Below are 22,975 nucleotides of genomic sequence, written 5' to 3'. Positions count from 1 at the left end.
GCGCGGCGCGCACACCCGCGTCGGTACGGCAGAATTTCCGCCATGGGGATAGTTGCCGGGTTGGACAGTTCGCCCGATTTCACTCGTATCGTCGTCTGTGACACGGACACGGGGGCCGTGCTCAGGCAGGGGTATGCGCCACATCCGATGGAGACCCCCGAGGGGGGCGGCCGCCCCTCCGACGTCGACCCGCAGGCCTGGCTGCTGTCCCTGGGGGAGGCGGCCGGCAGCGGCCTCCTGGAGGGCGTGCAGGCCATCGGCGTCTCCGCACAGCAGAACGCCCTCGTCCCGCTCGACGCCCAGGGCGCCTGTGTGCGGCCCGCGCTGGTCGGCGGTGACCGGCGGGCACAGGTCGCCGCGGCCGACCTCATGGACACCCTCGGCGGACGGCAGGCCTGGGCCGAGGCCGTCGGCTGCGTACCGCAGGCCGCGCAGCCCGTGGCCAAGCTGCGCTGGCTCGCCAGGACCGAACCCGACAACGCGCTGCGCACCACCGCGCTGATGCAGGCCCACGACTGGCTCGTATGGCAGCTGCTGGGGCGGCCCGCGAGAAGAACCACCGATCGCGGCGGCGCCTCGGGGACCGGCTACTGGTCGGCCGCGACCGGCGCCTACCGCGCCGACCTCGTCGAGCTGGCGCTCGGCCACCCGGCCATGGTGCCCGAGGTGCTCGGCCCGTCCGAGGCGGCGGGTATGACACCAGAGGGACTGCTGATCTCCGCGGGCACCGGCGAGACCATGGCCGCCGCCCTGGGCCTGGGCATCGGGCTCGGCGACGCGGTCGTCTCGCTCGGCGCCTCCGGGTCCGTGATGGCGGTGCACCCCGAGGCGCTCGTCGACTCGACCGGGATGATCACCTCGCTCGCGGACGCGACGGGCATGCATCTGCCGGTGGTGACCACACTCAACGCCGTGCGCGCCCTGCGCGGCACCGCGGAGCTGCTCGGCGTTCCCGACCTGGAGTCGCTTTCCGACCTGGCGATGAAGTCGACGCCGGGCTCGCACGGGCTCGTCATGCTGCCGTACCTGGAGGGCGAGCGGACCCCCAGCCTGCCGCACACCGCGGGCACCCTGGCGGGACTGCGGCGCGAGTCGATGAAGCCCGAGCACCTGGCGCGGGCCGCTTTCGAGGGCATGCTGTGCGGGCTCACGGACGCGCTGGACGTGCTGCGCGGCCGCGGGGTCGACGTACGGCGGATCTTCCTGCTGGGTGCCGCGGCGGAACTGCCCGCCGTACAGGCGGCGGCACCCGCGCTGTTCGGTGTGCAGGTCGTGGTGCCGCAGCCCGCCGACTACACGGCGATCGGCGCGGCCCGGCAGGCGGCCTGGGCGCTCGGCGTCTCCCAGGGCACCCTCGCCCCGCACACCCCGCCCACCTGGCAGGGCGCGGCCGCGCGGGTCCTGGAGCCGGGCGAGGAGCTGGCGGTGGGCCAGGCCGTACGCCAGCAGTACACGTCCGTACGCGAGCAGACCCATCCGGGGGCATTCTGACCGCGGGGCACCCACTGTGTCGTACGTCTCACGCCGCCTGTGCCGTGCGTCTCGGGCGCCGTCGTATGCGTGCGGGAGTTCCTGGTGCGGGGTCTGCCGGGCTCCCGTCGGCCTACGTCGCACGACTGAGGCCGAGTCAGTATTTCGCCCCGCCGTCGGGTTAATCGGTTGAGGTAACGCCGGTGGAGTGTCCGACGATAGGGAATGGTGCTCCACCGATCGCCCCGCCTGCCGACGACTCCGAGAGATCCCGCGTGCTCATACGACTTCTGAGGGCCCATCTGGGCCCGTACAAGAAACCCATCGTCCTACTGGTGCTGCTGCAGTTCCTGCAGACCTGCGCCACGCTCTATCTGCCCACCCTCAACGCGGACATCATCGACAGCGGTGTCGTGAAGGGCGACACCGGATACATCCTGAGCTTCGGCGGCCTGATGATCGCTGTCTCGCTGGGTCAGGTCGTGTGCAACATGGGCGCCGTCTACTACGGCGCCCGTACGGCGTCGGCCATCGGCCGGGACATCCGGGCCGCCGTCTTCGACCGAGTGCAGTCGTTCTCCTCCCGTGAGGTGGGTCACTTCGGGGCGCCGTCGCTGATCACCCGGACCACGAACGACGTGCAGCAGATCCAGATGCTCGTCCTGATGACGTTCACCCTGATGGCGTCGGCCCCGATCATGTGCGTGGGCGGCATCGTCCTGGCCCTCGGCCTGGACGTCCCGCTGTCCGGCGTCCTGGTCGCGGTGGTCCCGGTGCTCGGCATCTGCGTGACGCTGATCGTGCGCCGGCTGCGGCCGCTGTTCCGCAGCATGCAGGACCGCCTCGACACGGTGAACCGGGTGCTGCGCGAGCAGATCTCCGGCAACCGCGTCATTCGCGCCTTCGTCCGGGACGATTACGAGAAGGACCGCTTCAAGGGCGCGAACACCGATCTCACCGAGGTCTCCCTCGGCACCGGCCGCATGCTGGCGCTGATGTACCCCATGGTGATGACCGTGGTGAACCTCTCGTCGATCGCCGTGGTCTGGTTCGGCGCGCACCGCATCGACAGCGGCGGCATGCAGATCGGCGATCTGACCGCCTTCCTCGCCTACCTCATGCAGATCGTGATGTCCGTCATGATGGCCACGTTCATGTTCATGATGGTGCCGCGCGCGGAGGTGTGTGCCGAGCGCGTCCAGGAGGTGCTCGGCACCGAGACGAGCGTCGTAGCGCCCACCGCGCCCGTCGTCGAACTGCGGCAGCACGGGCATCTGCAGATCCGTGGTGGCGGTTTCGGCTATCCGGGTGCCGAGGAGCCGGTGCTCAAGGACATCGACCTGGTGGCGCGGCCCGGCGAGACCACGGCCGTCATCGGGTCCACCGGTAGCGGCAAGTCGACCCTGCTCGGGCTGATCCCCCGGCTCTTCGACGTCACCGACGGCGAGGTACTCGTGGACGGCGTCGACGTCCAGGAGATCGAGCCCAGGCTGCTCGCGCGGACGGTCGGGCTCGTCCCGCAGAAGCCGTATCTGTTCGCGGGCACGGTCGCCAGCAACCTGCGGTACGGCAATCCGGACGCCACCGACGAGGAGCTGTGGCACGCGCTGGAGGTGGCGCAGGCCAAGGAGTTCGTCGAGCTGCTCGAGAACGGCCTCGACTCCCCCATCGCGCAGGGCGGCACCAATGTCTCCGGCGGGCAGCGCCAGCGGCTCGCCATCGCGCGCACGCTGGTGCAGCGCCCGGAGATCTACCTCTTCGACGACTCCTTCTCCGCACTCGACTACGCCACCGACGCGGCCCTGCGCGCGGCACTGGCGCGGGAGACCGCCGAGGCGACCGTGGTGATCGTCGCCCAGCGAGTGTCGACCATCCGGGACGCCGACCGGATCGTGGTCCTGGACGAGGGCCGGGTCGTCGGCACCGGCCGCCACCACGAGCTGATGGCGGGCAACGAGACCTACCGGGAGATCGTGCTCTCCCAGCTCACGGAAGCGGAGGCTGCCTGATGGCCATGGGACGCATGATGGGCGGGGCGGGCCCCGACCAGCGCTCGATGGACTTCAAGGGGTCCGGAAAGCGGCTTCTCGCCCAGTTCAAGCCCGAACGCGGCACGATGTACGGGATGCTCGCCTGCGGTGTGCTGAGCGTGGCCCTGTCCGTGGTCGGACCGAAGATCCTCGGCAAGGCGACCGACCTGGTCTTCGCCGGAATCATCGGCCGCCAGATGCCGTCGGGGGCGACCAAGGAGCAGGTCCTCGAGTCCATGCGGAAGCGGGGCGAGGGCAGCATCGCCGACATGCTCTCCGGGACGGACTTCACCCCGGGCAAGGGCATCGACTTCGGTGCCGTGGGGAACGTCCTGCTGCTCGCGCTGGGAGCGTTCCTGGTGGCCGGCCTGCTGATGGCGGTCTCCACCCGGCTCTCCAACCGGGCCATCAACAAGACCGTCTTCCGCCTGCGCGAGGCCGTGCAGGCGAAGCTGTCGCGGCTTCCGCTGTCGTACTTCGACCAGCGGCAGCGCGGTGAGGTGCTCAGCCGCGCGACCAACGACATCGACAACATCGGCCAGACGCTCCAGCAGTCGCTGGGCCAGCTCGTCAACTCACTGCTGACGGTCGTGGGTGTACTCGCGATGATGTTCTGGGTGTCGTGGCTGCTGGCGCTGGTCGCGCTGGTGACCGTGCCGCTCTCCTTCGTCGTGGCCACACGCATCGGCAAGCGCTCGCAGCCGCACTTCGTGCAGCAGTGGAGCACCACCGGCAAGCTGAACGCGCACATCGAGGAGATGTACACCGGGCACACGCTGGTGAAGGTGTTCGGGCGCCAGGACGAGTCGGCGCAGCAGTTCGCCGAGCAGAACGAGAAGCTGTACGAGGCCGGGTTCAAGGCGCAGTTCAACAGCGGTGTGATGCAGCCGCTCATGATGTTCGTCTCCAACCTGAACTACGTGCTGGTCGCCGTCGTCGGCGGCCTCCGGGTCGCTTCCGGCTCGCTGTCCATCGGCGACGTCCAGGCCTTCATCCAGTACTCGCGGCAGTTCTCGATGCCGCTGACGCAGGTCGCGTCGATGGCGAACCTCGTGCAGTCGGGTGTCGCCTCGGCGGAGCGGATCTTCGAACTGCTGGACGCCGAGGAGCAGGAGGCTGACCCCGAGCCCGGGCTGCGCCCCGAGGAGCTGCGCGGACGGGTCGCGCTGGAGAACGTGTCGTTCCGCTACGACCCCGACAAGCCGCTCATCGAGAACCTGTCGCTGAAGGTGGAGCCGGGGCACACGGTCGCGATCGTCGGCCCGACCGGAGCGGGAAAGACGACGCTCGTGAACCTGCTGATGAGGTTCTACGAGGTCACCGGAGGCCGGATCACCCTCGATGGCGTCGACGTCGCCAAGATGTCCCGGGACGAGCTGCGGGCCGGGATCGGGATGGTGCTCCAGGACACCTGGCTTTTCGGCGGCACGATCGCGGAGAACATCGCCTACGGTGCCGCGCGCGAGGTCACGCGCGGGGAGATCGAGGAGGCCGCCCGGGCCGCGCACGCGGACCGGTTCATCCGCACGCTGCCGGACGGCTACGACACCGTGATCGACGACGAGGGCACGGGCGTCAGCGCCGGTGAGAAGCAGCTCATCACCATCGCGCGGGCATTCCTGTCCGACCCGGTGATCCTGGTGCTGGACGAGGCGACGAGTTCGGTCGACACCCGTACCGAGGTGCTCATCCAGAAGGCGATGGCGAAACTCGCGCACGGGCGGACGTCGTTCGTCATCGCGCACCGTCTGTCGACGATCCGGGACGCGGACACGATCCTCGTGATGGAGAACGGTTCCATCGTCGAACAGGGCGCGCACGAGGAGCTGTTGGCGGCCGACGGGGCGTACGCGCGGCTGTACAAGGCGCAGTTCGCTCAGGCCGTGGCCGAGGTCGACTGAGCCTTCGGGGGCCGCTCGTGCGGGCGGCCCCCGGTCAGTCGAGGTATCCCCTCAACTGGTCCGCGAACGCGTGGTCCCGCAGCTTGTTCAGGGTCTTCGACTCGATCTGCCGGATCCGCTCCCGGGTCACGCCGAAGATGCGGCCTATCTCCTCCAGCGTGCGGGGACGGCCGTCCATGAGCCCGTACCGCAGCTGTACGACCTTCCTCTCCCGTTCTCCGAGGGTGGACAGGACCGCCTCCAGGTGCTGCCTGAGCAGCAGGAAGGCGGCGGACTCGACCGGGCTCGTGGCATCGCCGTCCTCGATGAGGTCGCCGAGGGCCACGTCGTCCTCCTCCCCGACGGGCGCGTGCAGCGAGACCGGCTCCTGGGCGAGCCGCAGCACCTCGCTGACGCGTTCGCCGGACAGGCCCAGGTGCGCGGCGACCTCCTGCGGCGTCGGCTCGTAGCCGCGTTCCTGGAGCATGCGGCGCTGGACGCGGACGACGCGGTTGATCAGCTCGACGACATGGACGGGGACGCGGATGGTGCGGGCCTGGTCGGCCAGGGCGCGCGACATGGCCTGGCGGATCCACCAGGTCGCGTACGTCGAGAACTTGTACCCGCGGGCGTAGTCGAACTTCTCGACGGCCCTGATCAGGCCGAGGTTCCCCTCCTGGACCAGATCGAGCATGGTCAGCCCGCGGCCGACGTACCGCTTGGCGACGGAGACGACCAGCCGCAGATTGGCCTCGATGAGCCGCCGCTTGGCTATCCGCCCCATGACCACCAGCCTGTCGAGGTCCAGGGCGAGCCGGGTGTCCAGGTCGGGGGTGTTGCCGAGCTTCTCCTCGGCGAACAGGCCGGCTTCGACGCGGCAGGCGAGTTCGACCTCCTCCGCGGCCGTGAGCAGGGGGACGCGGCCGATCTCGCGCAGATACTGGCGGAACAGGTCCGAGGAGGGGCCGGCGCCGTCGGCTTGGCCGCGTAACGGTTCGACGGGTTCGGACGCCTCGCCGGCCTCGACGGTCTCCACCGCGCCGGCGGGCGGGCTCTGCGGCTCCGTCTCCGTCTCGGGGTGGTGCACCGGCCGGTTCTGCGAGGGCACGGCCGAAAGGACGTCGGTCTCCGCGTCCGGCTCGTCCGTACTCATGTCGGTCTGTGTGAGGGTCTGGGTCTGCACGGGGGCGACCTCCAGGAATGTCGCTACCAGGGCGTGCGGCAGCAATACGTCGGGGATGGGGCCGACGGTCCGCCCGCCGGGCATCCCGGAGTCGTTGAGCGGAGCCGCGAGGGGTGCCGGACCCGCCGTGTACGGGTAGGCCGCGCTCCGGAAACTCAGGAACCGGAACCCAGTGTGGCGTATGACACATCGCCGCCACGAGGGGCGTGCGTCCACTTTTTGAGTCCGGTCCGTGACCGGGCGGTTACTCAGCTCGTCGGACCATCGGATTGACGGCCGGGGGACGCTGGAGTTCCGCTGCGTAAGGCAGGACGGAAGGCACGGGCGGGATAGAGGAGCTACGGCGGCGCATCGAGGCGCTGGAGGCTCATCCGACTTGCAGCTGATCCGGGCGCTGCGGGACACACAGCTGGAGCACGGCAAGACGCTGGAGGCGCACGCCGAGGCCCTGACCGAGCACGGCGAGCTTCTCGGTGCTCTGGCATCCGGTCAGGTGGCGATGACGGAGCAGCTTCAGGCGATCACGGGTCACCTCGGAATCACGCCGCCCGACGCGCCCTCGGAGGCGTAGCCGCCCGCACGGCCGCGGTTCAGAGCGCCGCCACCCCGCGTTCCCGCAACGCCTGGTCGTACTGCTGCAGAACCCACAGTTCGTTCTGCACCGCGGACAAATGGGCCGGGTCCCCGTGGGAGCCCAGGCGGGTCAGGGAGCTCTGGATGTCGCGGACGCGGCGCTCGACCGCACGGCGGCGGACCGTGACGAGCACGGTGCCCGCGTAGGCATCGTCCACCGTCCGGCGCATGATCGCCTCGACCGCGAGTTCCGTGACCATGGCGCGGACCGCGTCGTCGGGGGCCGCCTCGCGGACGCGGATCAGGTACTCCTGCGCATCCTGTGCGCCGTACTCCGTACCGCCCGCCTCCAGGATCGCCTCACGGACGGCCGCGTACGGCGTCGCGGTGAACTCGTCGACGCCGTACGCGTCGAACGCCGGGGAGACCAACTCCGGCTGCTGGAGGGCGAGTTTGAGCAGCTCGCGCTCGGTCGCGTAGACCGGGTTGCGGAGGTTGAGCGCAGGGCCCGTCACGGTCGGACGCGGCGCCGCCTCGTACGGCCGCGCCGGGCGTGGCCCGCTCGGGGCCGGACCCCTTCCCCGCTCACGCGCCCAACGGGCCAGCTGCGCCACCCGCTTGACCACGAACTGCGTGTCCAGGATGCCGAGCATGCCGGCGAGCTGCACCGCGACCTCGTGCTGGGCGCCGCTGTTCTTGATGCGGGCGACGACCGGAGCCGCCTCGTCGAGCGCGCCGGCACGGCTCGCGGGGGTTTCCAGGTCATAGCGGCCGACGATCTGGCGGAGCGCGAACTCGAAGAGCGGCGTGCGGGGTTCGGCCAGGTCGGCGACGGCCTCGTCGCCCTTGGCCAGGCGCAGCTCGCAGGGGTCCATGCCGTCCGGCGCGATCGCGATGTACGTCTCGGCGGCGAACTTCTGGTCGTCCTCGAAGGCACGCAGCGCCGCCTTCTGACCGGCCGCGTCACCGTCGAAGGTGAAGATCACCCGCGCCGAGCCGTTGTCCATCAGCAGCCGCCGCAGGATCTTGATGTGTTCACCGCCGAAGGCCGTGCCGCAGGTCGCGATGGCCGTGGTGACACCCGCGAGGTGACAGGCCATGACGTCGGTGTAGCCCTCGACCACGACCGCGCGGCTCGCCTTCGCGATCTCCTTCTTCGCCAGGTCGATGCCGTAGAGGACCTGCGACTTCTTGTAGATCGCCGTTTCGGGGGTGTTCAGGTACTTGGGGCCGTTGTCCGCCTCGTACAGCTTGCGCGCGCCGAAGCCCACCACGTCCCCGCCGATGTCGCGGATCGGCCACATCAGCCGGCCGCGGAAGCGGTCGATGGGGCCCCGGCGGCCTTCCTGGGAGAGGCCGGAGAGCAGCAGTTCCTTGTCGCTGAAGCCCTTGCCGCGCAGATAGCGGGTGAGGTGGTCCCAGCCCTGGGGGCTGTAGCCGACGCCGAAGTGCATGGCGGCGGCCTGGTCGAAGCCGCGCTCGGCCAGGAACGCGCGTCCCGTGTCGGCCTCGGGGCTGGTGCCCAGCTGCTCGGCGTACCACTGGGCGGCGATCTGGTGCGCCTCGACCAGACGGATGCGCTCGCCGCGCTGGTGGGTGGGGTTGTACCCGCCCTCCTCGTACCGCAGCGTGATGCCCGCGCGGGCGGCGAGGCGCTCGACCGCCTCCGAGAAGGCGAGGTGGTCGACCTTCATCACGAAGGTGATGGTGTCGCCGCCCTCTTGGCAGCCGAAGCAGTGGTACAGGCCCTTGCTCGGGCTGACCTGGAAGGACGGCGACTTCTCGTCGTGGAAGGGGCACAGCCCCTTCAGGTTCCCGCCGCCCGCGTTGCGCAGCTGGAGGTACTCGGACACGACGGAGTCGATCGGGACCGCGTCCCGTACCGCCTTCACGTCCTCGTCGTTGATCCGTCCTGCCACGAGGAGATTCTACGGGGGAGCGCGGGCAGCCATGGGGCTCGTGGGGCGCCCGGAAGGGGCGCGGGGAGCCGCGCGACAGGCCACGGGCACCCCGCGGACGCCTAGGCGGACAGCGTCTGAAGCGGTACCCCCGGGTCCGCGAGCGCCTCCGGGTCCACCACCGCCCTCGCCCTGATCAGGGACTGAATGTGCTCTGTGACGTCCCACACATTCATGTTCATCCCGGCCAGCACCCTCCCCTCCTTCAGCCAGAACGCGATGAAGTGCCGCTTGCCGACGTCGCCCCGGATCACCACCTCGTCGTACGACCCGGGCGGCGCCCACCCCGAGTACTCCATCCCCACGTCGTACTGGTCCGAGAAGAAGTACGGCACCCGGTCGTAGATCACGTCGTGCCCGAGCATCGAACGGGCGGCCGCCGGGCCGCCGTTCAGCGCGTTCGCCCAGTGCTCCACGCGCAGCCGGGTGCCGAACAGGTCAAGGGGGAAGGACGCCACGTCGCCGGCCGCGTAGATATCGGGGTCGGAGGTGCGCAGCCGCGCGTCCACCGCGATGCCGCCCCCGTGCGCACGGTCGGCCAGTTCCAGCCCGGCGGCCTCCGCGAGGCCGACCCGTGGCGCCGCACCGATCGCGGCGAGCACGGCGTGCGCGGGATGCTCCTCGCCGTCGTCGGTGCGGGCGGCCAGCACCATGCCGTCCTGGCCGACGATCTCGGTCAGCCGGGCCCCGAAGCGGAAGCGGACGCCGTGTTCGCGGTGCAGTTCGGCGAAGAGGTTGCCCAGCTCGGGGCCGAGGGCTCCGTGCAGCGGGGTCGGTTCGGGCTCGACGACGGTGACCTCCGCGCCGTACATGCGGGCCGCCGCGGCGACCTCCAGGCCGATCCAGCCGGCACCCGCGATCACCAGGTGGCCGTTGTCCCGGCCGAGCGCGGTCAGGACGCCCTTGAGGCGCTCGGCGTGGGCGAGGCGGCGCAGATGGTGGACGCCTGCGAGGCCCGTGCCCGGGATGTCCAGGCGCCGGGGTTCGGCGCCGGTGGCGAACAGCAGCTTGTCGTAGTGGACGAGCGTCCCGTCGTCGCCGTATCGGACCGTCTTCGCGGCGCGGTCGACGGCGACCACGGTCTGGCCGAGGTGCAGTTCGACGTCGTGGCGCGCGTACCAGGCGGGCTCGTGCACGAAGACGCTGTCGCGCTCCTCCTTGCCGAGCAGATAGCCCTTGGAGAGGGGAGGCCGCTCATAGGGGTGGTCGCGTTCGTCGCAGATCAAGATCACGCGGCCGGTGAAGCCCTCCGCACGGAGCGTCTCGGCCGCCTTGGCACCGGCCAGACCTCCTCCCACGATGACGAACGTCTGATCCGCGTCGACCACTTGATGCCTCCTCGTGAGGATGTCGCCCCATGCGAGCGTCCCGCACGGAGCGTGATGCGGGAAGAGGGGTGGCCCGATCAGGCCACGCTCGGTCACGTCCAGGTCACAGGCGCCCCCGTCAGTCGCGCGTGCAGGGAGCGTGCCGAGGCGTCCGTGAGCGAGGCGATCTGGTCGACGATCACCCGTTTGCGGGCGCGGTCGTCGCCCGCCTCCTGGAACAGTGCCCGGAACTGCGGATCGAGGCCGTCGGGTGCACGGCCGGTGAGTGCCTCGGCCAGCTCGGCGACCACGACGCGCTGGTCGGCGCGCAGCCGCTCCTGCTCGGCGCGCTGCATCACATACCGGTCGGCGACCGCCTTGAGGACCGCGCACTCCATGCGGGTGCTGCGCGGTACGACGAGTTCGGCCGCGTACCGGGTGAGGCGGCCGCTGCCGTACGCCGCCCGGGTCGCGCCCTCCGCTGCCAGGCAGAAGCGGCCGATGAGCTGGCTGGTGGCGTCCTTGAGGCGGGACTGGGCGACCGCCGAGCCGTCGTACCCGTGCGGCCACCACTCCTGGGCGAGCAGCCGGTCGAGGGCCTCGGCGAGTTCGTCGGGGTCGGTGTCCGCCGGCACGTACCGCCCGACGGCGACGGCGAAGACCGCCTGCCGCTCGGGCTCGGCGTGCAGCCAGCCCGGGTCGATGTGGCCCGCGTGCAGGCCGTCCTCCACGTCGTGCACCGAGTACGCCACGTCGTCGGCCCAGTCCATGACCTGGGCCTCGAAGCAGGTGCGCCGGCCGGGAGCGCCCATGCGGGCCCAGTCGAAGACCGGCCGGTCGTCCTCGTAGACGCCGAACTTCGGGGACTTGGGGTCGCTGGGGTGGGCGCCACGCGGCCAGGGGTACTTGGTGGCGGCGTCCAGGACGGCGCGCGTCAGGTTCAGGCCCACGCTGACGAGCTTCCCCGTCGCCGCGCTGCGGACGAACCGTTTCGGCTCGATGCGGGCGAGCAGGCGCAGGGACTGGGCGTTGCCCTCGAAGCCGCCGCAGTCCTCCGCGAACTCGTTCAGCGCCTGTTCGCCGTTGTGCCCGAAGGGCGGGTGGCCGAGGTCGTGGGAGAGACAGGCGGCCTCGACGAGGTCGGGGTCGCAGCCGAGGGCGGCGCCCAGCTCGCGGCCGACCTGGGCGCACTCCAGCGAATGGGTGAGCCGGGTGCGGGGGGTGGCGTCCCAGGCCTGGGCCTGGCTGCGGGTGCCCGGGGTGACGACCTGGGTCTTGCCCGCCAGGCGGCGGAGCGCGGCCGAGTGCAGCACCCGCGCGCGGTCCCGCTCGAAGGCGGTGCGGCCCGGGCGCTTGTCGGGCTCCGGCGCCCAGCGCTCGACGTCCGCCGCGTCGTACGCCGGGCCGCCCGCCCAGCCGCTCTCGTACCGTGCGGGGGTCTCGTGGGCCTTCGGTGCAGTCCCGTCCATGACCCGACAGTAATCGCAGCCGGGGAGGATCGGGATGTGGGCGACCGTATCCGGCGAGCGTCCCGCACGCCCCTCGTGCGCCGCGTGAACCGGATCACGGTCCGACACGTCCTCACTGGCGTAGCCACCGATCCTTGGGGGATGTGTTCGATGGGCCTGCTGCGCCTGACGATCCGCAGACCGCGCCTGCCGCGCACACGTGCCGGGCAGCGCAAGGCCGTACAACTGCTGATGCTCCTGTGCGTGCTGGCGCTGCTGCCGGCGACGTGGCTGTTCCTGGCGACGGGCGACCGGCTCCGCACGACCGCGGACGCGCCCCGCACCGAGGTCGCCGTCGTCTTCGGCGCCGGCCTGTGGAACGGCGAGCCGTCCCCGTACCTCGCCCACCGGCTGGACGCGGCGGCGCGGCTGTACCGGGCGGGCCGTATCGAGGTCGTCCTCGTCACCGGCGACAACAGCCGCAAGGACTACGACGAGCCGGACGCGATGCGCGCCTACCTGACCAGGCACGGCGTGCCCGACGGGCGGATCGTCAGCGACTACGCGGGTTTCGACACCTGGGACTCCTGCGTCCGCGCGAAGAAGATCTTCGGCGTCGACCGGGCGGTGCTGATCACTCAGGGCTTCCATGTCCGGCGTGCGGTCGCCCTGTGCCAGGCGGCGGGCGTGACCTCGTACGGCGTGGGTGTCGACGCCAAGCACGACGCGACCTGGTACTACGGCGGCGCGCGGGAGGTCTTCGCGGCGGGCAAGGCGGCCCTGGAGGCACTGTTCCAGCCGGATCCGACGTTCCTCGGCCCGAAGGAGCAGGGCGTCGCGAAGGCGCTGACGGCGGGGCGGGGCTGACCGTGGAGATCACTGACCTGACCCCCGCCGAACGCCGCGTCTGGGAGGCCTTCCCGCTCGGTGCAGCAGTCGACTTCCGCGAAGGTCGCGACGAGGACCCCGCGGCGGGCGCGTCCTGGGGCCCCGAGCGGACCGTCCGGGCCAAGGTGCTGCGGGCACTGCTGCTCGACGGGCCCGCCCAAGGCGGCGAGATCGCCGGACTGAAGATGTGGGGCGCGCGCATCACCGGGACGCTCCATCTGATGTACGGGACGATCGAACACCCCGTCCGCCTTCGGGCCTGCCACTTCGAGAAGGCCCCGAACCTGTACGGGGCGCGGATCCCCGCGCTCGTCCTGACCGACTCGGTCCTCCCGGGACTCACCGCGGGAACGCTCCGCGTCGAGGGGACACTGCGGCTCACGTGCTGCCGTATCTCGGGTCCGGTACGGCTCGCGGGCGCGAAGCTCTCCGGCGCGGTCTTCGTCAACAAAGCGCGGCTCGGCAGCCCCGACGAGGCCGCCGAGGAGCCCGTCCTCCAGCTCAACCACGCCGAGGTGGGCACGGACGTATGGGCCGTCGGGCTGATCGCCCACGGTCAGGTCCGGCTGAAGGGGGCCACCGTCGGCGGGCAGGTCAACCTCAACGACGCGCGGCTGCACACCCCTGGCGACACGGCCCTTGAGGCCGAGACTCTGACGCTTGGCACAGACCTGCTCGCCAAAGGGCTACGGGCCCAGGGCCGGGTCAACCTGAGCGGCTCCCGGATTCCGGGCCAACTCGTTTTCACCTACGCCCACCTGTCCCACCCGACCGGACAAGCCCTGCGCGCCAGCAGTTGCGTCATCGGCGAACTGTGGCTGCGCGAGGCCGCACCCGTCGAGGGCGCCGTGAACCTGCGCCGCACCCAACTGGACCTGCTGCACGTCCCGCCGGAGTTCTGGCCCCGGCAGGTCCGGATCGACGGGCTGAGCTACCGCGTACTGGCCCCGCACCTCCCCGCCGAGCAGCGCCTCCCGCTGCTGGAACGCGAGGCCGACGGCTATCAGCCTTACCCGTACGAGCAGTTGACCGCGGCGTACCGCACGGCGGGCGACGAGGGCGCGGCACGCACCGTCCAACTGGCCAAGCTCCGCCGACACCGCCGCACGCTGCCGGCCTACGCCCGGCTGTGGGGCCATGTGCAGGACGCGGCGGTCGGCTACGGCTTCCGCCCGATGCGTGCCGCGCTCTGGCTGTTGTTGCTGTTGTGTACCGGCACGCTCGCCTTCGCCCTGCAGCACCCGCCCGCGCTGAAGCCCTCCGAGGCGCCCGGTTTCAACCCGCTCTTCTACACTCTCGACCTGCTCCTGCCGATCATCGACTTCGGGCAGGAGGGGGCATTCGCGCCACGCGGCGGATTCCAGTGGCTGTCGTACCTGCTGATCGCCACCGGCTGGGTCCTGGCGACGACGATCGCGGCGGGCATCACCCGCTCGCTGTCGCGGCAGTAGACGTCCGGCAGCGGTCGAGGCGCCGCGGGGCGGCGCGGAACTCGCCTAGCGGTGACCCGGTGACGGGGCGCTCGGCGGCGCGGAACTCGGCCGCGCAGGGCTCTCGCCGTCCACTTCCGCCCCCGCGTTCTCCCTCGTGCGGTCGATCCCGACGGTCAGCGTCGCGACGAACCCCCGGTCGGCGTTCCCGGTGACGTGCATCAGGCCGTCCCTCTCGCCGCCACCGTGATACACCCTGTCCTGCGCGAGCCGCGCGCCCGTCCCGATGTGTTCGGTGTACGGGGCCTTCGCGTACACCGCGTCGGTGTACCGGTCATCGAAGAAGAGCTGCCCGGTCCAGTTGACCCTGCCGGCCTCGTAGGTATGACCGGCCTTCCTGCCGCCGGTGTGCACCTTGACGTAGATGTGGGGGGCGCGTGACCGGTACCAGCCGGGGAAGATCGTCCTGAACTCGGCGACGCCGTCGGCGCCGGTCCTCTGGAAGCCGCGCAGATATGTCCCGGGGCTCGCACCACTGGTGTCCGCGTCGGCGGGGGGCACCGTGCCGCCCGGGGGCAGGGCCGTGTAGCCGGAGAAGTAGCCCCAGGCGTCGGGCTGCCAGATCTCGACGAATGCGCCCTTCAGGGGTGCGCAGGCACGGCGCTGGTTGCGCACGGTCAGCCGTACCGTGAGCGCAACGCCCTTCTTGCCCTCGGTGATGTCCCTGCGGAAGAGCGCGCCCTCCAGGTAGTACGGCCCCTCGGTGGTACTCGGGTTGAGCATGCACAGTTCGGCGTCCGGGACGGCGTTCGACGTGTCGTTCTGCCCCGACGCGCGGGAGCCGCGGTCCGAGGAGGTGCAGGAGGCGATTCCGAGTCCCAGGACGGCACCGGCCGCGGCGCCGCCCAGCGCGAGCGCACGCCGCCGGGTGATGTCGCTATCGGTCATGGCGGGGACCCTAGGCGCGACGGCCGGGACGCCCGGTGGGGGCACACGGGGCCGTCGCCCGCACGAGCGACACGGACGCCCGACTGCCGCCGCGACACCGCCTGGGCGCGGGGACGGGGCTGGGCCCTGTGCTTCGGCCTGACGGCCGAGCACTACTACCGGGAGACGAATCCGGTACTGGCCGCGGTGGGCCACCGGGCGGTGACGGAGGCCCTCGCGGACTGACGCGGTCTTCTCCCGGTGGCGGTGTCCATGCGGAACAGCCCGACGCCTCGACCATGCTCGAGGCCGGACGGGACCGGGCGCCCCTGCGCACCAACCCCCGATTCACCCTTTCACCGCCACCCCCCGCCCCCATCGGGCTTCCGGCCGCAGCTCACCGCCCGTACGTCGTTGACCTGCCGGAACGCCGCCCCGCACCCCCCTCGGCCCAGGTCATCGGCACTCGTTCACCCCCTTCCTGACGTACCGTCAGCGAGCGGGTACGGCCGAGTTCCCTTTACCTCGAAAGGGCAGGGGTACGACCGACGCAGCGGCACATTGGGGGTGCCGCGGGCCGTGCCCCCTCGGAGGAGCACCACGATGCGACGTACGGCCCGCCTGCTGACCGGTACCGCGCTCACCGTGGCCGCGGGCCTGGTGGCCGTGCCCGCGTACGGCGAGGGCGCCGGGAGTCTGGAGGTCGCCCCCTCCAGCGTCGTGCCGGGGACCCAGGTCACCGTGAACACGGCGGCGTGCGGCGCGGGCGGCTCCGCGTCGGGCGATGCCACCGCGGTCGGTGCCGGCACTTTCATGCTCGCGCCCAGCACGCGCGAGCTGGACGTTACCGGGCGGTTCAGGGTGCCGCCGAGCGCACAGCCGGGGACGTACGAGATCGTCGCGACGTGCTTCGGAGGCCGGCACGCGACCGTGACCGGCGACCTGACGGTCACCCTGACCGCGACCACGGACCGGACGGGTCCGCAGGGAAGTGTGAAGACGGGGGTCGGCGGCGCACTCGGCCCCGACCCCGTGCAGACCGCGGCAGGAGTGGCGGCCCTCGCCGTCGCCGCCGCGGGCGGTACCTGGCTCCTGCATCGCCGTGCGAGAGGCGACAGGATCTGACGGACACCCTCCGCTGTCCGTCCGCCGGTACCGCCGTCCCCTCCCTCTCCGGGTCCGATGCCCCTCGCGGCCCGGAGGGGGCACGGGACGCCGTGTCCACGAAGGAGGTCCATATGCGCAGGTCCGGGAGTTCCGGAGGGGTCGGCAACGCCGCCATAGCCTCCGCCACGGCGATAGCCCTCTTCGGTGGTGCGTGGCTGCTGCACAGCGCCACCGCGAGCAACGCACCACCGCAGCCATCGGCCGCGCAGGCGTCCTCGGACGCCGACCGCGAACAGTCCGCCGCAGCCGCGCTGCCGCGCTCGCGGCCCGACCGCATACGCATACCCTCGATACGTGTGGACGCCCCTCTGATGGGCCTGGGCCTGACCAGGACCGGCGGCCTCGAGGCCCCGCCCGTCAAGCGGAAGAACCTCGCCGGCTGGTACGAGGACGGCATCACCCCCGGCGACACCGGCACGGCGATCATCGCCGGGCACGTCGACAACGCCCGGGGCCCGGCCGTCTTCTACGACCTCGGCGCACTGACGAAGGGCAGCACGATCGAGGTGGACCGCCGCGACGGCTCGACCGCCCTCTTCACGGTGTACGCGGTCGAGGCGTACGAGGCGAGCGACTTCCCCGACAACAAGGTGTACGGAGCGGCGCAACACCCCGAGCTGCGCGTGATCACCTGCGGCGGCGGCTACTCGAAGGCCACGGGCTACCAGGGGAACGTGGTGGTCTTCGCCCGCCTCACGGGCAGCCGCTGACCCTCAGGCCAGCCACTGCTGGTAGGCGAGGTTCGCGACCAGCGCGAACACCACCGTCAGCAGCACGATCCGGACGAACCCGCTGCCCTTCTTCAGCGCGGTGCGCGCGCCGAACATCCCGCCCGCCAGATTGAAGACCGCCATCGCCAGGGCCAGCTGCCAGAAGACCGTGCCCTTCCAGGCGAAGGTGGCGAGGGCGCCGGCGTTGGTGCAGCAGTTGACGATCTTGGCGATGGCGGAGGCGTTCACCAGGTCCAGGTGGAGGACCGCGGTGAGCGCCAGGACGAGGAAGGTACCCGTACCGGGGCCGATGAGACCGTCGTAGAAGCCGATACCGAGGCCCGCGAGTCCGATCGCGGCGAGTACACGGCGCGCGGAGACCGGCGCGGTCGAGGGAGCGGTCCCGAAGGCGGGCCGCAGGATCACGAAGGTGCCGACGGCGAGCAGCACGACCATGACGACCGGCTTGAGGACGTCCGTGCTCATCCCGGCGGCCACGACCGCCCCGGCCGTGGACCCGGCGAGCGCCGCGAGCCCGATCCGCACGGCCAGGGCCACGTCGACCGGCGTTTTGCGCGCGTACGTCACGGCCGCGCCCGTCGTCCCCGCGATCGCGACCGCCTTGTTGGTGCCGAGCGCGTACGACGCCGCCGTCCCGCCGGGCAGGGCGAGCAGCAGGACGGGAAGCAGCAAGAGCCCTCCGCCGCCGACCACCGCGTCGATCCAGCCGGCCGCGAGCGCGGTGAGACAGAGGACGGCGACCATGGTCATCGATATATCGGGCATGATCGCGACCCTAGGGAGCGAAGCGGGGTGCGGTCCATGGACCTGAGGGTCTTCAGAGGTTCCCGCGGATCGCGCATGGTCGCAGGTCAGCACAGAAAGAGAGGACGGCACCTCCCGCACAGGGGTGCCGCCCTCTCCGGTGCTCCGGGGCCGTCCTCGTATCGGTGAGGGTTCGGATGACCGACAACGGCCCCGGGAGTATGACGAAACGGGTCAGCGGTGGTCGCTGCCCTGCGCCTCCGATGCCGCCCGCCCGGCCTCCAGACGGGCCACCGGGATCCGGAACGGCGAGCAGGACACGTAGTCCAGCCCCACCTCGTGGAAGAAGTGGACCGACTCGGGGTCGCCGCCGTGCTCGCCGCACACGCCCAGCTTCAGGTCGGGGCGCGTCGCCCGGCCCGCCTTGGCCGCGTCGCGGACCAGCTTGCCGACGCCGTCCTTGTCGATCGTCTCGAACGGGCTGACGCCGAAGATGCCCTTCTCCAGGTAGGAAGTGAAGAACGAGGCCTCCACGTCGTCGCGGCTGAAGCCCCACACCGTCTGGGTCAGGTCGTTCGTGCCGAAGGAGAAGAACTCCGCCGCCTCGGCGATCTGGCCGGCCGTCAGCGCGGCACGCGGCAGCTCGATCATCGTGCCGATCGCCAGCTTCAGCTCCGTGCCGGCGGCCGCCTGGACCTCGGCGATGACCTGGTCGGCCTCCTCGCGCACGATCTCCAGCTCCTGCACGGTGCCGACGAGCGGGATCATGATCTCCGCGCGGGGGTCGCCCTTCGCGCCCTTGCGCTCGGCCGCCGCCTCGGCGATCGCACGCACCTGCATGGCGAACAGGCCCGGAATGACCAGCCCGAGGCGCACACCGCGCAGACCCAGCATCGGGTTCTGCTCGTGCAGACGGTGCACGGCCTGGAGCAGACGCAGCTCGTTCTCGTGCGGCTCCTGACGGGCCTCCGCCAGCGCCACCCGCACCGACAGCTCGGTGACGTCGGGCAGGAACTCGTGCAGCGGCGGGTCCAGCAGGCGGATGGTCACGGGGAGCCCGTCCATCGCCTCGAACAGCTCCACGAAGTCGCTCTTCTGCAGCGGGAGCAGCTCCTTGAGGGCCTCCTCGCGCTCGGTCTCCGTGTCCGCCAGGATCAGGCGCTCGACCAGCTCGCGCCGGTCGCCGAGGAACATGTGCTCCGTACGGCACAGGCCGATGCCCTGCGCGCCGAAGCGCCGCGCCCGCAGCGCGTCCTCGGCGTTGTCCGCGTTCGCGCGCACGCGCAGGCGCCGCTTGCGGTCGGCGAACGCCATGATCCGGTGCACGGCCTCGACCAGCTCGTCGGCGTCGTCGGCACCCGCGTGCATCCGGCCCTCGAAGTACTCCACGACCGGCGAGGGAACCACCGGGACCTCGCCCAGGTACACCTTCCCGCTCGACCCGTCGATCGAGATGAGGTCGCCCTCCTCGACCACGTGGCCGCCGGGCACGGTCATCCGCCGCCGCTTGGTGTCGACCTCCAGCTCCTCCGCGCCGCACACGCACGTCTTGCCCATGCCGCGCGCGACGACGGCCGCGTGGGAGGTCTTGCCGCCGCGCGACGTCAGGATGCCCTCGGCCGCGATCATGCCGTCGAGGTCGTCAGGGTTCGTCTCACGGCGCACCAGGATGACCTTCTCGCCCGAACGCGACCACTTCACGGCCGTGTACGAGTCGAAGACGGCCTTGCCGACCGCGGCGCCCGGCGAAGCGGCGATACCCCGGCCGACCTGCTCGACCTTCGCCTTCTCGTCGAACCGCGGGAACATCAACTGGGCGAGCTGGGCACCGGTGACGCGCTGCAGCGCCTCGGCCTCGTCGATGAGCCCCTGGTCGACCAGCTGGGTGGCGATACGGAAGGCGGCGCCCGCCGTGCGCTTGCCGACGCGGGTCTGCAACATCCACAACTGACCGCGCTCGATGGTGAACTCGATGTCGCAGAGATCCTTGTAGTGGTTCTCCAGCGTCTCCATGATCTGCATCAGCCGGTCGTACGACTTCTTGTCGATACGCTCCAGTTCGGACAGCGGGACCGTGTTGCGGATGCCCGCCACCACGTCCTCGCCCTGCGCGTTCTGCAGGTAGTCGCCGTACACGCCCTGGTGGCCGGAGGCCGGGTCGCGGGTGAACGCCACGCCCGTGCCCGAGTCGGGGCCCAGGTTGCCGAAGACCATGGAGCAGATGTTCACCGCCGTACCCAGGTCGTGCGGGATGCGCTCCTGGCGGCGGTAGAGCTTCGCGCGGTCGCCGTTCCACGAGTCGAAGACCGCCTTGATGGCAAGGTCCATCTGCTCGCGCGGGTCCTGCGGGAAGTCCCGTCCGGCCTCGGTCTTGACGATCTTCTTGAACTTGGCGACCAGTTTCTTGAGGTCCGCGGCCTCCAACTCCGTGTCGACCGCGACCTTCTTGGCCTTCTTGGCCGCCTCCAGCGCGTCCTCGAAGAGGTCGCCGTCCACACCGAGGACCGTCTTGCCGAACATCTGGATGAGGCGGCGGTAGGAGTCCCACGCGAAGCGCTCGTCGCCGGCCTGCTTCGCCAGGCCCTGCACGGACTTGTCGGAGAGGCCGATGTTCAGGACCGTGTCCATCATGCCCGGCATCGAGAACTTCGCGCCGGAACGCACCGAAACCAGAAGCGGGTTGTCGGCCTGGCCGAGCTTCTTGCCCATCCGCCCCTCGAGCGCGGCGAGGTGTGCACTCACCTCGTCACGCAGTGCCGCGGGCTCCTCGCCGCTGTCGAGGTAGACCTTGCAGGCCTCGGTGGTGATGGTGAAGCCCGGAGGAACGGGCAGGCCCAGATTGGTCATCTCGGCGAGGTTCGCGCCCTTGCCACCAAGGAGGTCCTTGAGGTCTTTGTTGCCCTCGGTGAAGTCGTAAACGAACTTCACCCCCTCGACGCCCTTTTCAGTTACGCGGAGATCTTTGTTTTCCGACACGGGTCTCGACTCCTCGAGGACGCGGTGGCTGCCCTGACGGCGAGGAACATACCCAGATCGAAGGCATCTGGGCACGTCCACTTGCGCGTCATGCGCATGTAACCACCCGTCCGCCACTGGATCGAAAGTCAAAGCTTGGCAAGCGTTTGGCGGCGAGTGTTTTCACTTCTTGAACACAACAGTGCCCACAAGCGCCTATTTCTGCTCAGATGAGCACCCTCTGACACGTCTGATTTTGATCGATGAACGATCGAAGGGTGGCACTGAGTGCCACACCTTGGAGAAGTGCAGCCTGCCAAGATTCGCTCATCTGAGCGCAACCCTTATCAAGGGTGGCGAGAATCACGGTATCCGGGGCGGCCCGATTTCACCATGCGGACGCGCGTCGGGACGGGACGCCGGGGGTGCGCACGCACTGGTCGACGCGGCGACGGCGGTGACTTACCGGCCGCCGTCGACCTGCGCATCGCCGGGTGTTTGCCGGGTGCTGGGGCGGCGCGGTTGAACGGACCCATCCGGCCGCCCGTACGGGATGCCGACGCGCCCGCTCTCCCCGGCGCGGCCCGCCCCTCCACCGCGGGCTTCGCACGGAAGGACCCTCGGATTGCCTCTCGACGCACGCCAACGACAGACGACGGGCAAGGCCGGGGTGGTCACGGACGGGGTCCTGCCGACCACGGAGCGGCAGCCGAAACTGGAGGCGTTGCCGACGCGGCTCCGGAGCGGCCGGCCGGATCACCGGCGGAGCCCGAACCGGACGCCGAGAAGACCGAGTCGGCACCCGGTGTCGCAGCAGAGCCCGAACCGGACGCCGGCAACGCCGAGTCGGCACCCGGCAACACGACGGAGCCCGAACCGAACCCCCACAACGCCGAGTCGGCACCCGGTGTCGCAGCGGAGCCCGAACCGACCCCCCACAACGCCGAGTCGGCACCCGGTGTCGCAGCAGAGCCCGAACCGGAGCACGACCCCGCGGCGGCGGCACCGGCCGCGCCCGTCGTTCCGCGACCGCTTCCTGACGGCGTACGGCTCGACGCCGCACCCGACGAAGGGCTGACGCCCGCCGGGATCAGCCCCCGGACGTGTCCAGCTCCGCGTCCTCACCGACCCCCGCGCAGTCGTACGGGTCCTTCAGCCAGCCGTCCGGCAGCACCACCCGGTTGTTGCCGGACGTACGGCCGCGGGGCCCGTCGGCGCCCGCCGGCCAGGGCTGGTCGAGGTCCAACTCGTCGAGCCCAGCCCGCAGTTCCTCCAGCGAGGACGTGATCGCGAGCCGCTTGCGCATCTCCGAGCCGACCGCGAAGCCCTTCAGGTACCAGGCCACGTGCTTACGGAAGTCGATGACCCCGCGCGACTCGTCGCCGATCCACTCGCCGAGCAGGGTGGCGTGCCGGACCATGGCGTCCGCGACCTCGCGCAGCGGCGGGCGGACGAAGTCGTTCCGCCCCTCGAAGGCCGCCACCAGATCGGCGAACAGCCACGGCCGCCCCAGGCAGCCGCGCCCCACGACCACGCCGTCGCAGCCCGTCTCGCGCACCATCCGCAGCGCGTCCTCGGCCGACCAGATGTCGCCGTTGCCGAGCACGGGGATCTCCGGCACGTGCTCCTTCAGCCGCGCGATCGCGTCCCAGTCCGCCGTGCCGCCGTAGTGCTGGGCGGTCGTACGGCCGTGCAGCGCGATGGCCGCGACGCCCTCCTCGACGGCGATCCGTCCGGCGTCGAGGAAGGTGAGGTGGTCGTCGTCGATGCCCTTGCGCATCTTCATGGTGACCGGGAGGTCGCCCGCGCCGCTCACCGCCTCGCGCAGGATCGCCCGCAGCAGGTTCCGCTTGTACGGCAGCGCGGACCCGCCGCCCTTGCGGGTCACCTTCGGCACCGGGCAGCCGAAGTTCAGGTCGATGTGGTCGGCCAGGTCCTCTTCCACGATCATGCGGACGGCCTTGCCGACGGTCGCCGGGTCCACGCCGTACAGCTGGATCGAGCGCGGCTTCTCGGTCGCGTCGAACTTGATCAGCTGCATGGTCTTGTCGTTGCGTTCGACCAGCGCCCGGGTGGTGATCATCTCGCTCACGAAGAGCCCCTTGCCGCCACTGAACTCCCGGCACAGCGTGCGGAACGGCGCGTTCGTGATCCCGGCCATGGGCGCGAGGACGACGGGCGGCTGGACGGTGTGCGGGCCGATCTGCAAGGTCGGGTTCATCGTGGGCGTGGGCATTCCCCCATTGTCACGCACTTCGAGGGGTACTCGGCGCTCGTCCGCGTG

Annotated in this window: 16 protein-coding genes; 8 read left to right on the top strand and 8 right to left on the bottom strand. The window is 70.8% G+C overall.

The window, feature by feature from the left end; all coding sequences use genetic code 11:
- The first annotated feature begins 42 nt into the window (after window positions 1-42).
- The 3 genes from BIV24_RS17505 to BIV24_RS17495 all read left to right on the top strand — a co-directional run bounded on the left by BIV24_RS17505 (window position 43) and on the right by BIV24_RS17495 (window position 5,401).
- On the top strand, window positions 43-1,491 hold the full coding sequence (locus tag BIV24_RS17505) for an FGGY family carbohydrate kinase (RefSeq protein ID WP_079168331.1): 1,449 nt from the start codon (window positions 43-45) through the stop codon (window positions 1,489-1,491).
- 254 nt (window positions 1,492-1,745) lie between these two features.
- Entirely contained in the window at window positions 1,746-3,479 is a 1,734-nt protein-coding gene (locus BIV24_RS17500; protein WP_071367261.1) for an ABC transporter ATP-binding protein, read from the top strand.
- A 5-nt stretch (window positions 3,480-3,484) separates the two neighbouring features.
- Window positions 3,485-5,401: an ABC transporter ATP-binding protein gene (locus tag BIV24_RS17495; RefSeq protein ID WP_425442572.1), complete on the top strand. Its 1,917-nt coding sequence runs from the start codon at window positions 3,485-3,487 to the stop codon at window positions 5,399-5,401.
- 34 nt (window positions 5,402-5,435) lie between these two features.
- On the opposite strand, the gene BIV24_RS17490 is transcribed toward BIV24_RS17495, so the two are convergent.
- Entirely contained in the window at window positions 5,436-6,647 is a 1,212-nt protein-coding gene (locus BIV24_RS17490) for an RNA polymerase sigma factor (protein WP_071367259.1), read from the bottom strand.
- Between the two features lie 292 nt (window positions 6,648-6,939).
- Between BIV24_RS17490 and BIV24_RS17485 the strand changes: the two genes are divergently transcribed.
- Entirely contained in the window at window positions 6,940-7,134 is a 195-nt protein-coding gene (locus BIV24_RS17485; RefSeq protein ID WP_245766846.1) for a hypothetical protein, read from the top strand.
- 19 nt (window positions 7,135-7,153) lie between these two features.
- On the opposite strand, the gene dnaG is transcribed toward BIV24_RS17485, so the two are convergent.
- The 3 genes from dnaG to BIV24_RS17470 form a co-directional block, all read right to left on the bottom strand.
- Window positions 7,154-9,055: a DNA primase gene (gene dnaG / locus BIV24_RS17480; protein ID WP_071367258.1), complete on the bottom strand. Its 1,902-nt coding sequence runs from the start codon at window positions 9,053-9,055 to the stop codon at window positions 7,154-7,156.
- Between the two features lie 101 nt (window positions 9,056-9,156).
- Window positions 9,157-10,422, bottom strand: coding sequence for an NAD(P)/FAD-dependent oxidoreductase (locus BIV24_RS17475; protein WP_071367257.1), 1,266 nt, complete (start codon window positions 10,420-10,422; stop codon window positions 9,157-9,159).
- A gap of 92 nt (window positions 10,423-10,514) precedes the next feature.
- On the bottom strand, window positions 10,515-11,870 hold the full coding sequence (locus tag BIV24_RS17470) for a deoxyguanosinetriphosphate triphosphohydrolase (protein ID WP_071367294.1): 1,356 nt from the start codon (window positions 11,868-11,870) through the stop codon (window positions 10,515-10,517).
- 150 nt (window positions 11,871-12,020) lie between these two features.
- On the opposite strand from BIV24_RS17470, the gene BIV24_RS17465 reads away from it, so the two are divergent.
- Window positions 12,021-12,716, top strand: coding sequence for a SanA/YdcF family protein (locus tag BIV24_RS17465; RefSeq protein ID WP_071367256.1), 696 nt, complete (start codon window positions 12,021-12,023; stop codon window positions 12,714-12,716).
- 2 nt (window positions 12,717-12,718) lie between these two features.
- Window positions 12,719-14,188 carry a membrane-associated oxidoreductase gene (locus BIV24_RS17460; RefSeq protein ID WP_071367255.1) on the top strand — a complete coding sequence of 490 codons (1,470 nt, stop codon included), beginning with the start codon at window positions 12,719-12,721 and terminating at the stop codon, window positions 14,186-14,188.
- 45 nt (window positions 14,189-14,233) lie between these two features.
- On the opposite strand, the gene BIV24_RS17455 is transcribed toward BIV24_RS17460, so the two are convergent.
- Window positions 14,234-15,115: an intradiol ring-cleavage dioxygenase gene (locus BIV24_RS17455; protein WP_071367254.1), complete on the bottom strand. Its 882-nt coding sequence runs from the start codon at window positions 15,113-15,115 to the stop codon at window positions 14,234-14,236.
- Window positions 15,116-15,697: 582 nt separating this feature from the next.
- Here BIV24_RS17455 and BIV24_RS17450 point away from each other — a divergent pair.
- Together BIV24_RS17450 and BIV24_RS17445 are read left to right on the top strand one after the other, a co-directional pair.
- On the top strand, window positions 15,698-16,219 hold the full coding sequence (locus BIV24_RS17450; RefSeq protein ID WP_071367253.1) for a hypothetical protein: 522 nt from the start codon (window positions 15,698-15,700) through the stop codon (window positions 16,217-16,219).
- A gap of 113 nt (window positions 16,220-16,332) precedes the next feature.
- Window positions 16,333-16,971: a class F sortase gene (locus BIV24_RS17445; protein ID WP_071367252.1), complete on the top strand. Its 639-nt coding sequence runs from the start codon at window positions 16,333-16,335 to the stop codon at window positions 16,969-16,971.
- Between the two features lie 3 nt (window positions 16,972-16,974).
- Here the strand turns inward: BIV24_RS17445 and BIV24_RS17440 are convergent, their stop codons facing one another.
- The 3 genes from BIV24_RS17440 to dusB all read right to left on the bottom strand — a co-directional run bounded on the left by BIV24_RS17440 (window position 16,975) and on the right by dusB (window position 22,927).
- Window positions 16,975-17,757 carry a sulfite exporter TauE/SafE family protein gene (locus tag BIV24_RS17440; RefSeq protein ID WP_071367251.1) on the bottom strand — a complete coding sequence of 261 codons (783 nt, stop codon included), beginning with the start codon at window positions 17,755-17,757 and terminating at the stop codon, window positions 16,975-16,977.
- A 213-nt stretch (window positions 17,758-17,970) separates the two neighbouring features.
- Window positions 17,971-20,712 carry a pyruvate, phosphate dikinase gene (gene ppdK, locus BIV24_RS17435; RefSeq protein WP_071367250.1) on the bottom strand — a complete coding sequence of 914 codons (2,742 nt, stop codon included), beginning with the start codon at window positions 20,710-20,712 and terminating at the stop codon, window positions 17,971-17,973.
- 1,069 nt (window positions 20,713-21,781) lie between these two features.
- Complete coding sequence (gene dusB, locus BIV24_RS17430; protein ID WP_071367249.1) at window positions 21,782-22,927, bottom strand: tRNA dihydrouridine synthase DusB; 1,146 nt, start codon at window positions 22,925-22,927, stop codon at window positions 21,782-21,784.
- Between the last annotated feature and the right edge of the window lie 48 nt (window positions 22,928-22,975).

It is taken from the genome of Streptomyces colonosanans, assembly GCF_001866645.1.
Classification (GTDB): domain Bacteria; phylum Actinomycetota; class Actinomycetes; order Streptomycetales; family Streptomycetaceae; genus Streptomyces; species Streptomyces colonosanans.
The sequence above is the reverse complement of the archived record's forward strand: the minus strand, read 5'-3'. Positions and strand labels throughout refer to the sequence as shown.

Excerpts from the sequence above, each read along its gene's own strand:
- dusB (WP_071367249.1), bottom strand. The coding sequence starts at position 22,927 with ATGCCCACGCCCACGATGAACCCGACCTTGCAGATCGGCCCGCACACC.
- BIV24_RS17470 (WP_071367294.1), bottom strand. The coding sequence starts at position 11,870 with ATGGACGGGACTGCACCGAAGGCCCACGAGACCCCCGCACGGTACGAG.
- BIV24_RS17495 (WP_425442572.1), top strand. The coding sequence starts at position 3,485 with ATGGGACGCATGATGGGCGGGGCGGGCCCCGACCAGCGCTCGATGGAC.
- BIV24_RS17450 (WP_071367253.1), top strand. The coding sequence starts at position 15,698 with ATGCGACGTACGGCCCGCCTGCTGACCGGTACCGCGCTCACCGTGGCC.
- BIV24_RS17465 (WP_071367256.1), top strand. The coding sequence starts at position 12,021 with ATGGGCCTGCTGCGCCTGACGATCCGCAGACCGCGCCTGCCGCGCACA.
- BIV24_RS17440 (WP_071367251.1), bottom strand. The coding sequence starts at position 17,757 with ATGCCCGATATATCGATGACCATGGTCGCCGTCCTCTGTCTCACCGCG.
- BIV24_RS17505 (WP_079168331.1), top strand. The coding sequence starts at position 43 with ATGGGGATAGTTGCCGGGTTGGACAGTTCGCCCGATTTCACTCGTATC.
- BIV24_RS17490 (WP_071367259.1), bottom strand. The coding sequence starts at position 6,647 with ATGCCCGGCGGGCGGACCGTCGGCCCCATCCCCGACGTATTGCTGCCG.
- BIV24_RS17455 (WP_071367254.1), bottom strand. The coding sequence starts at position 15,115 with ATGACCGATAGCGACATCACCCGGCGGCGTGCGCTCGCGCTGGGCGGC.
- BIV24_RS17445 (WP_071367252.1), top strand. The coding sequence starts at position 16,333 with ATGCGCAGGTCCGGGAGTTCCGGAGGGGTCGGCAACGCCGCCATAGCC.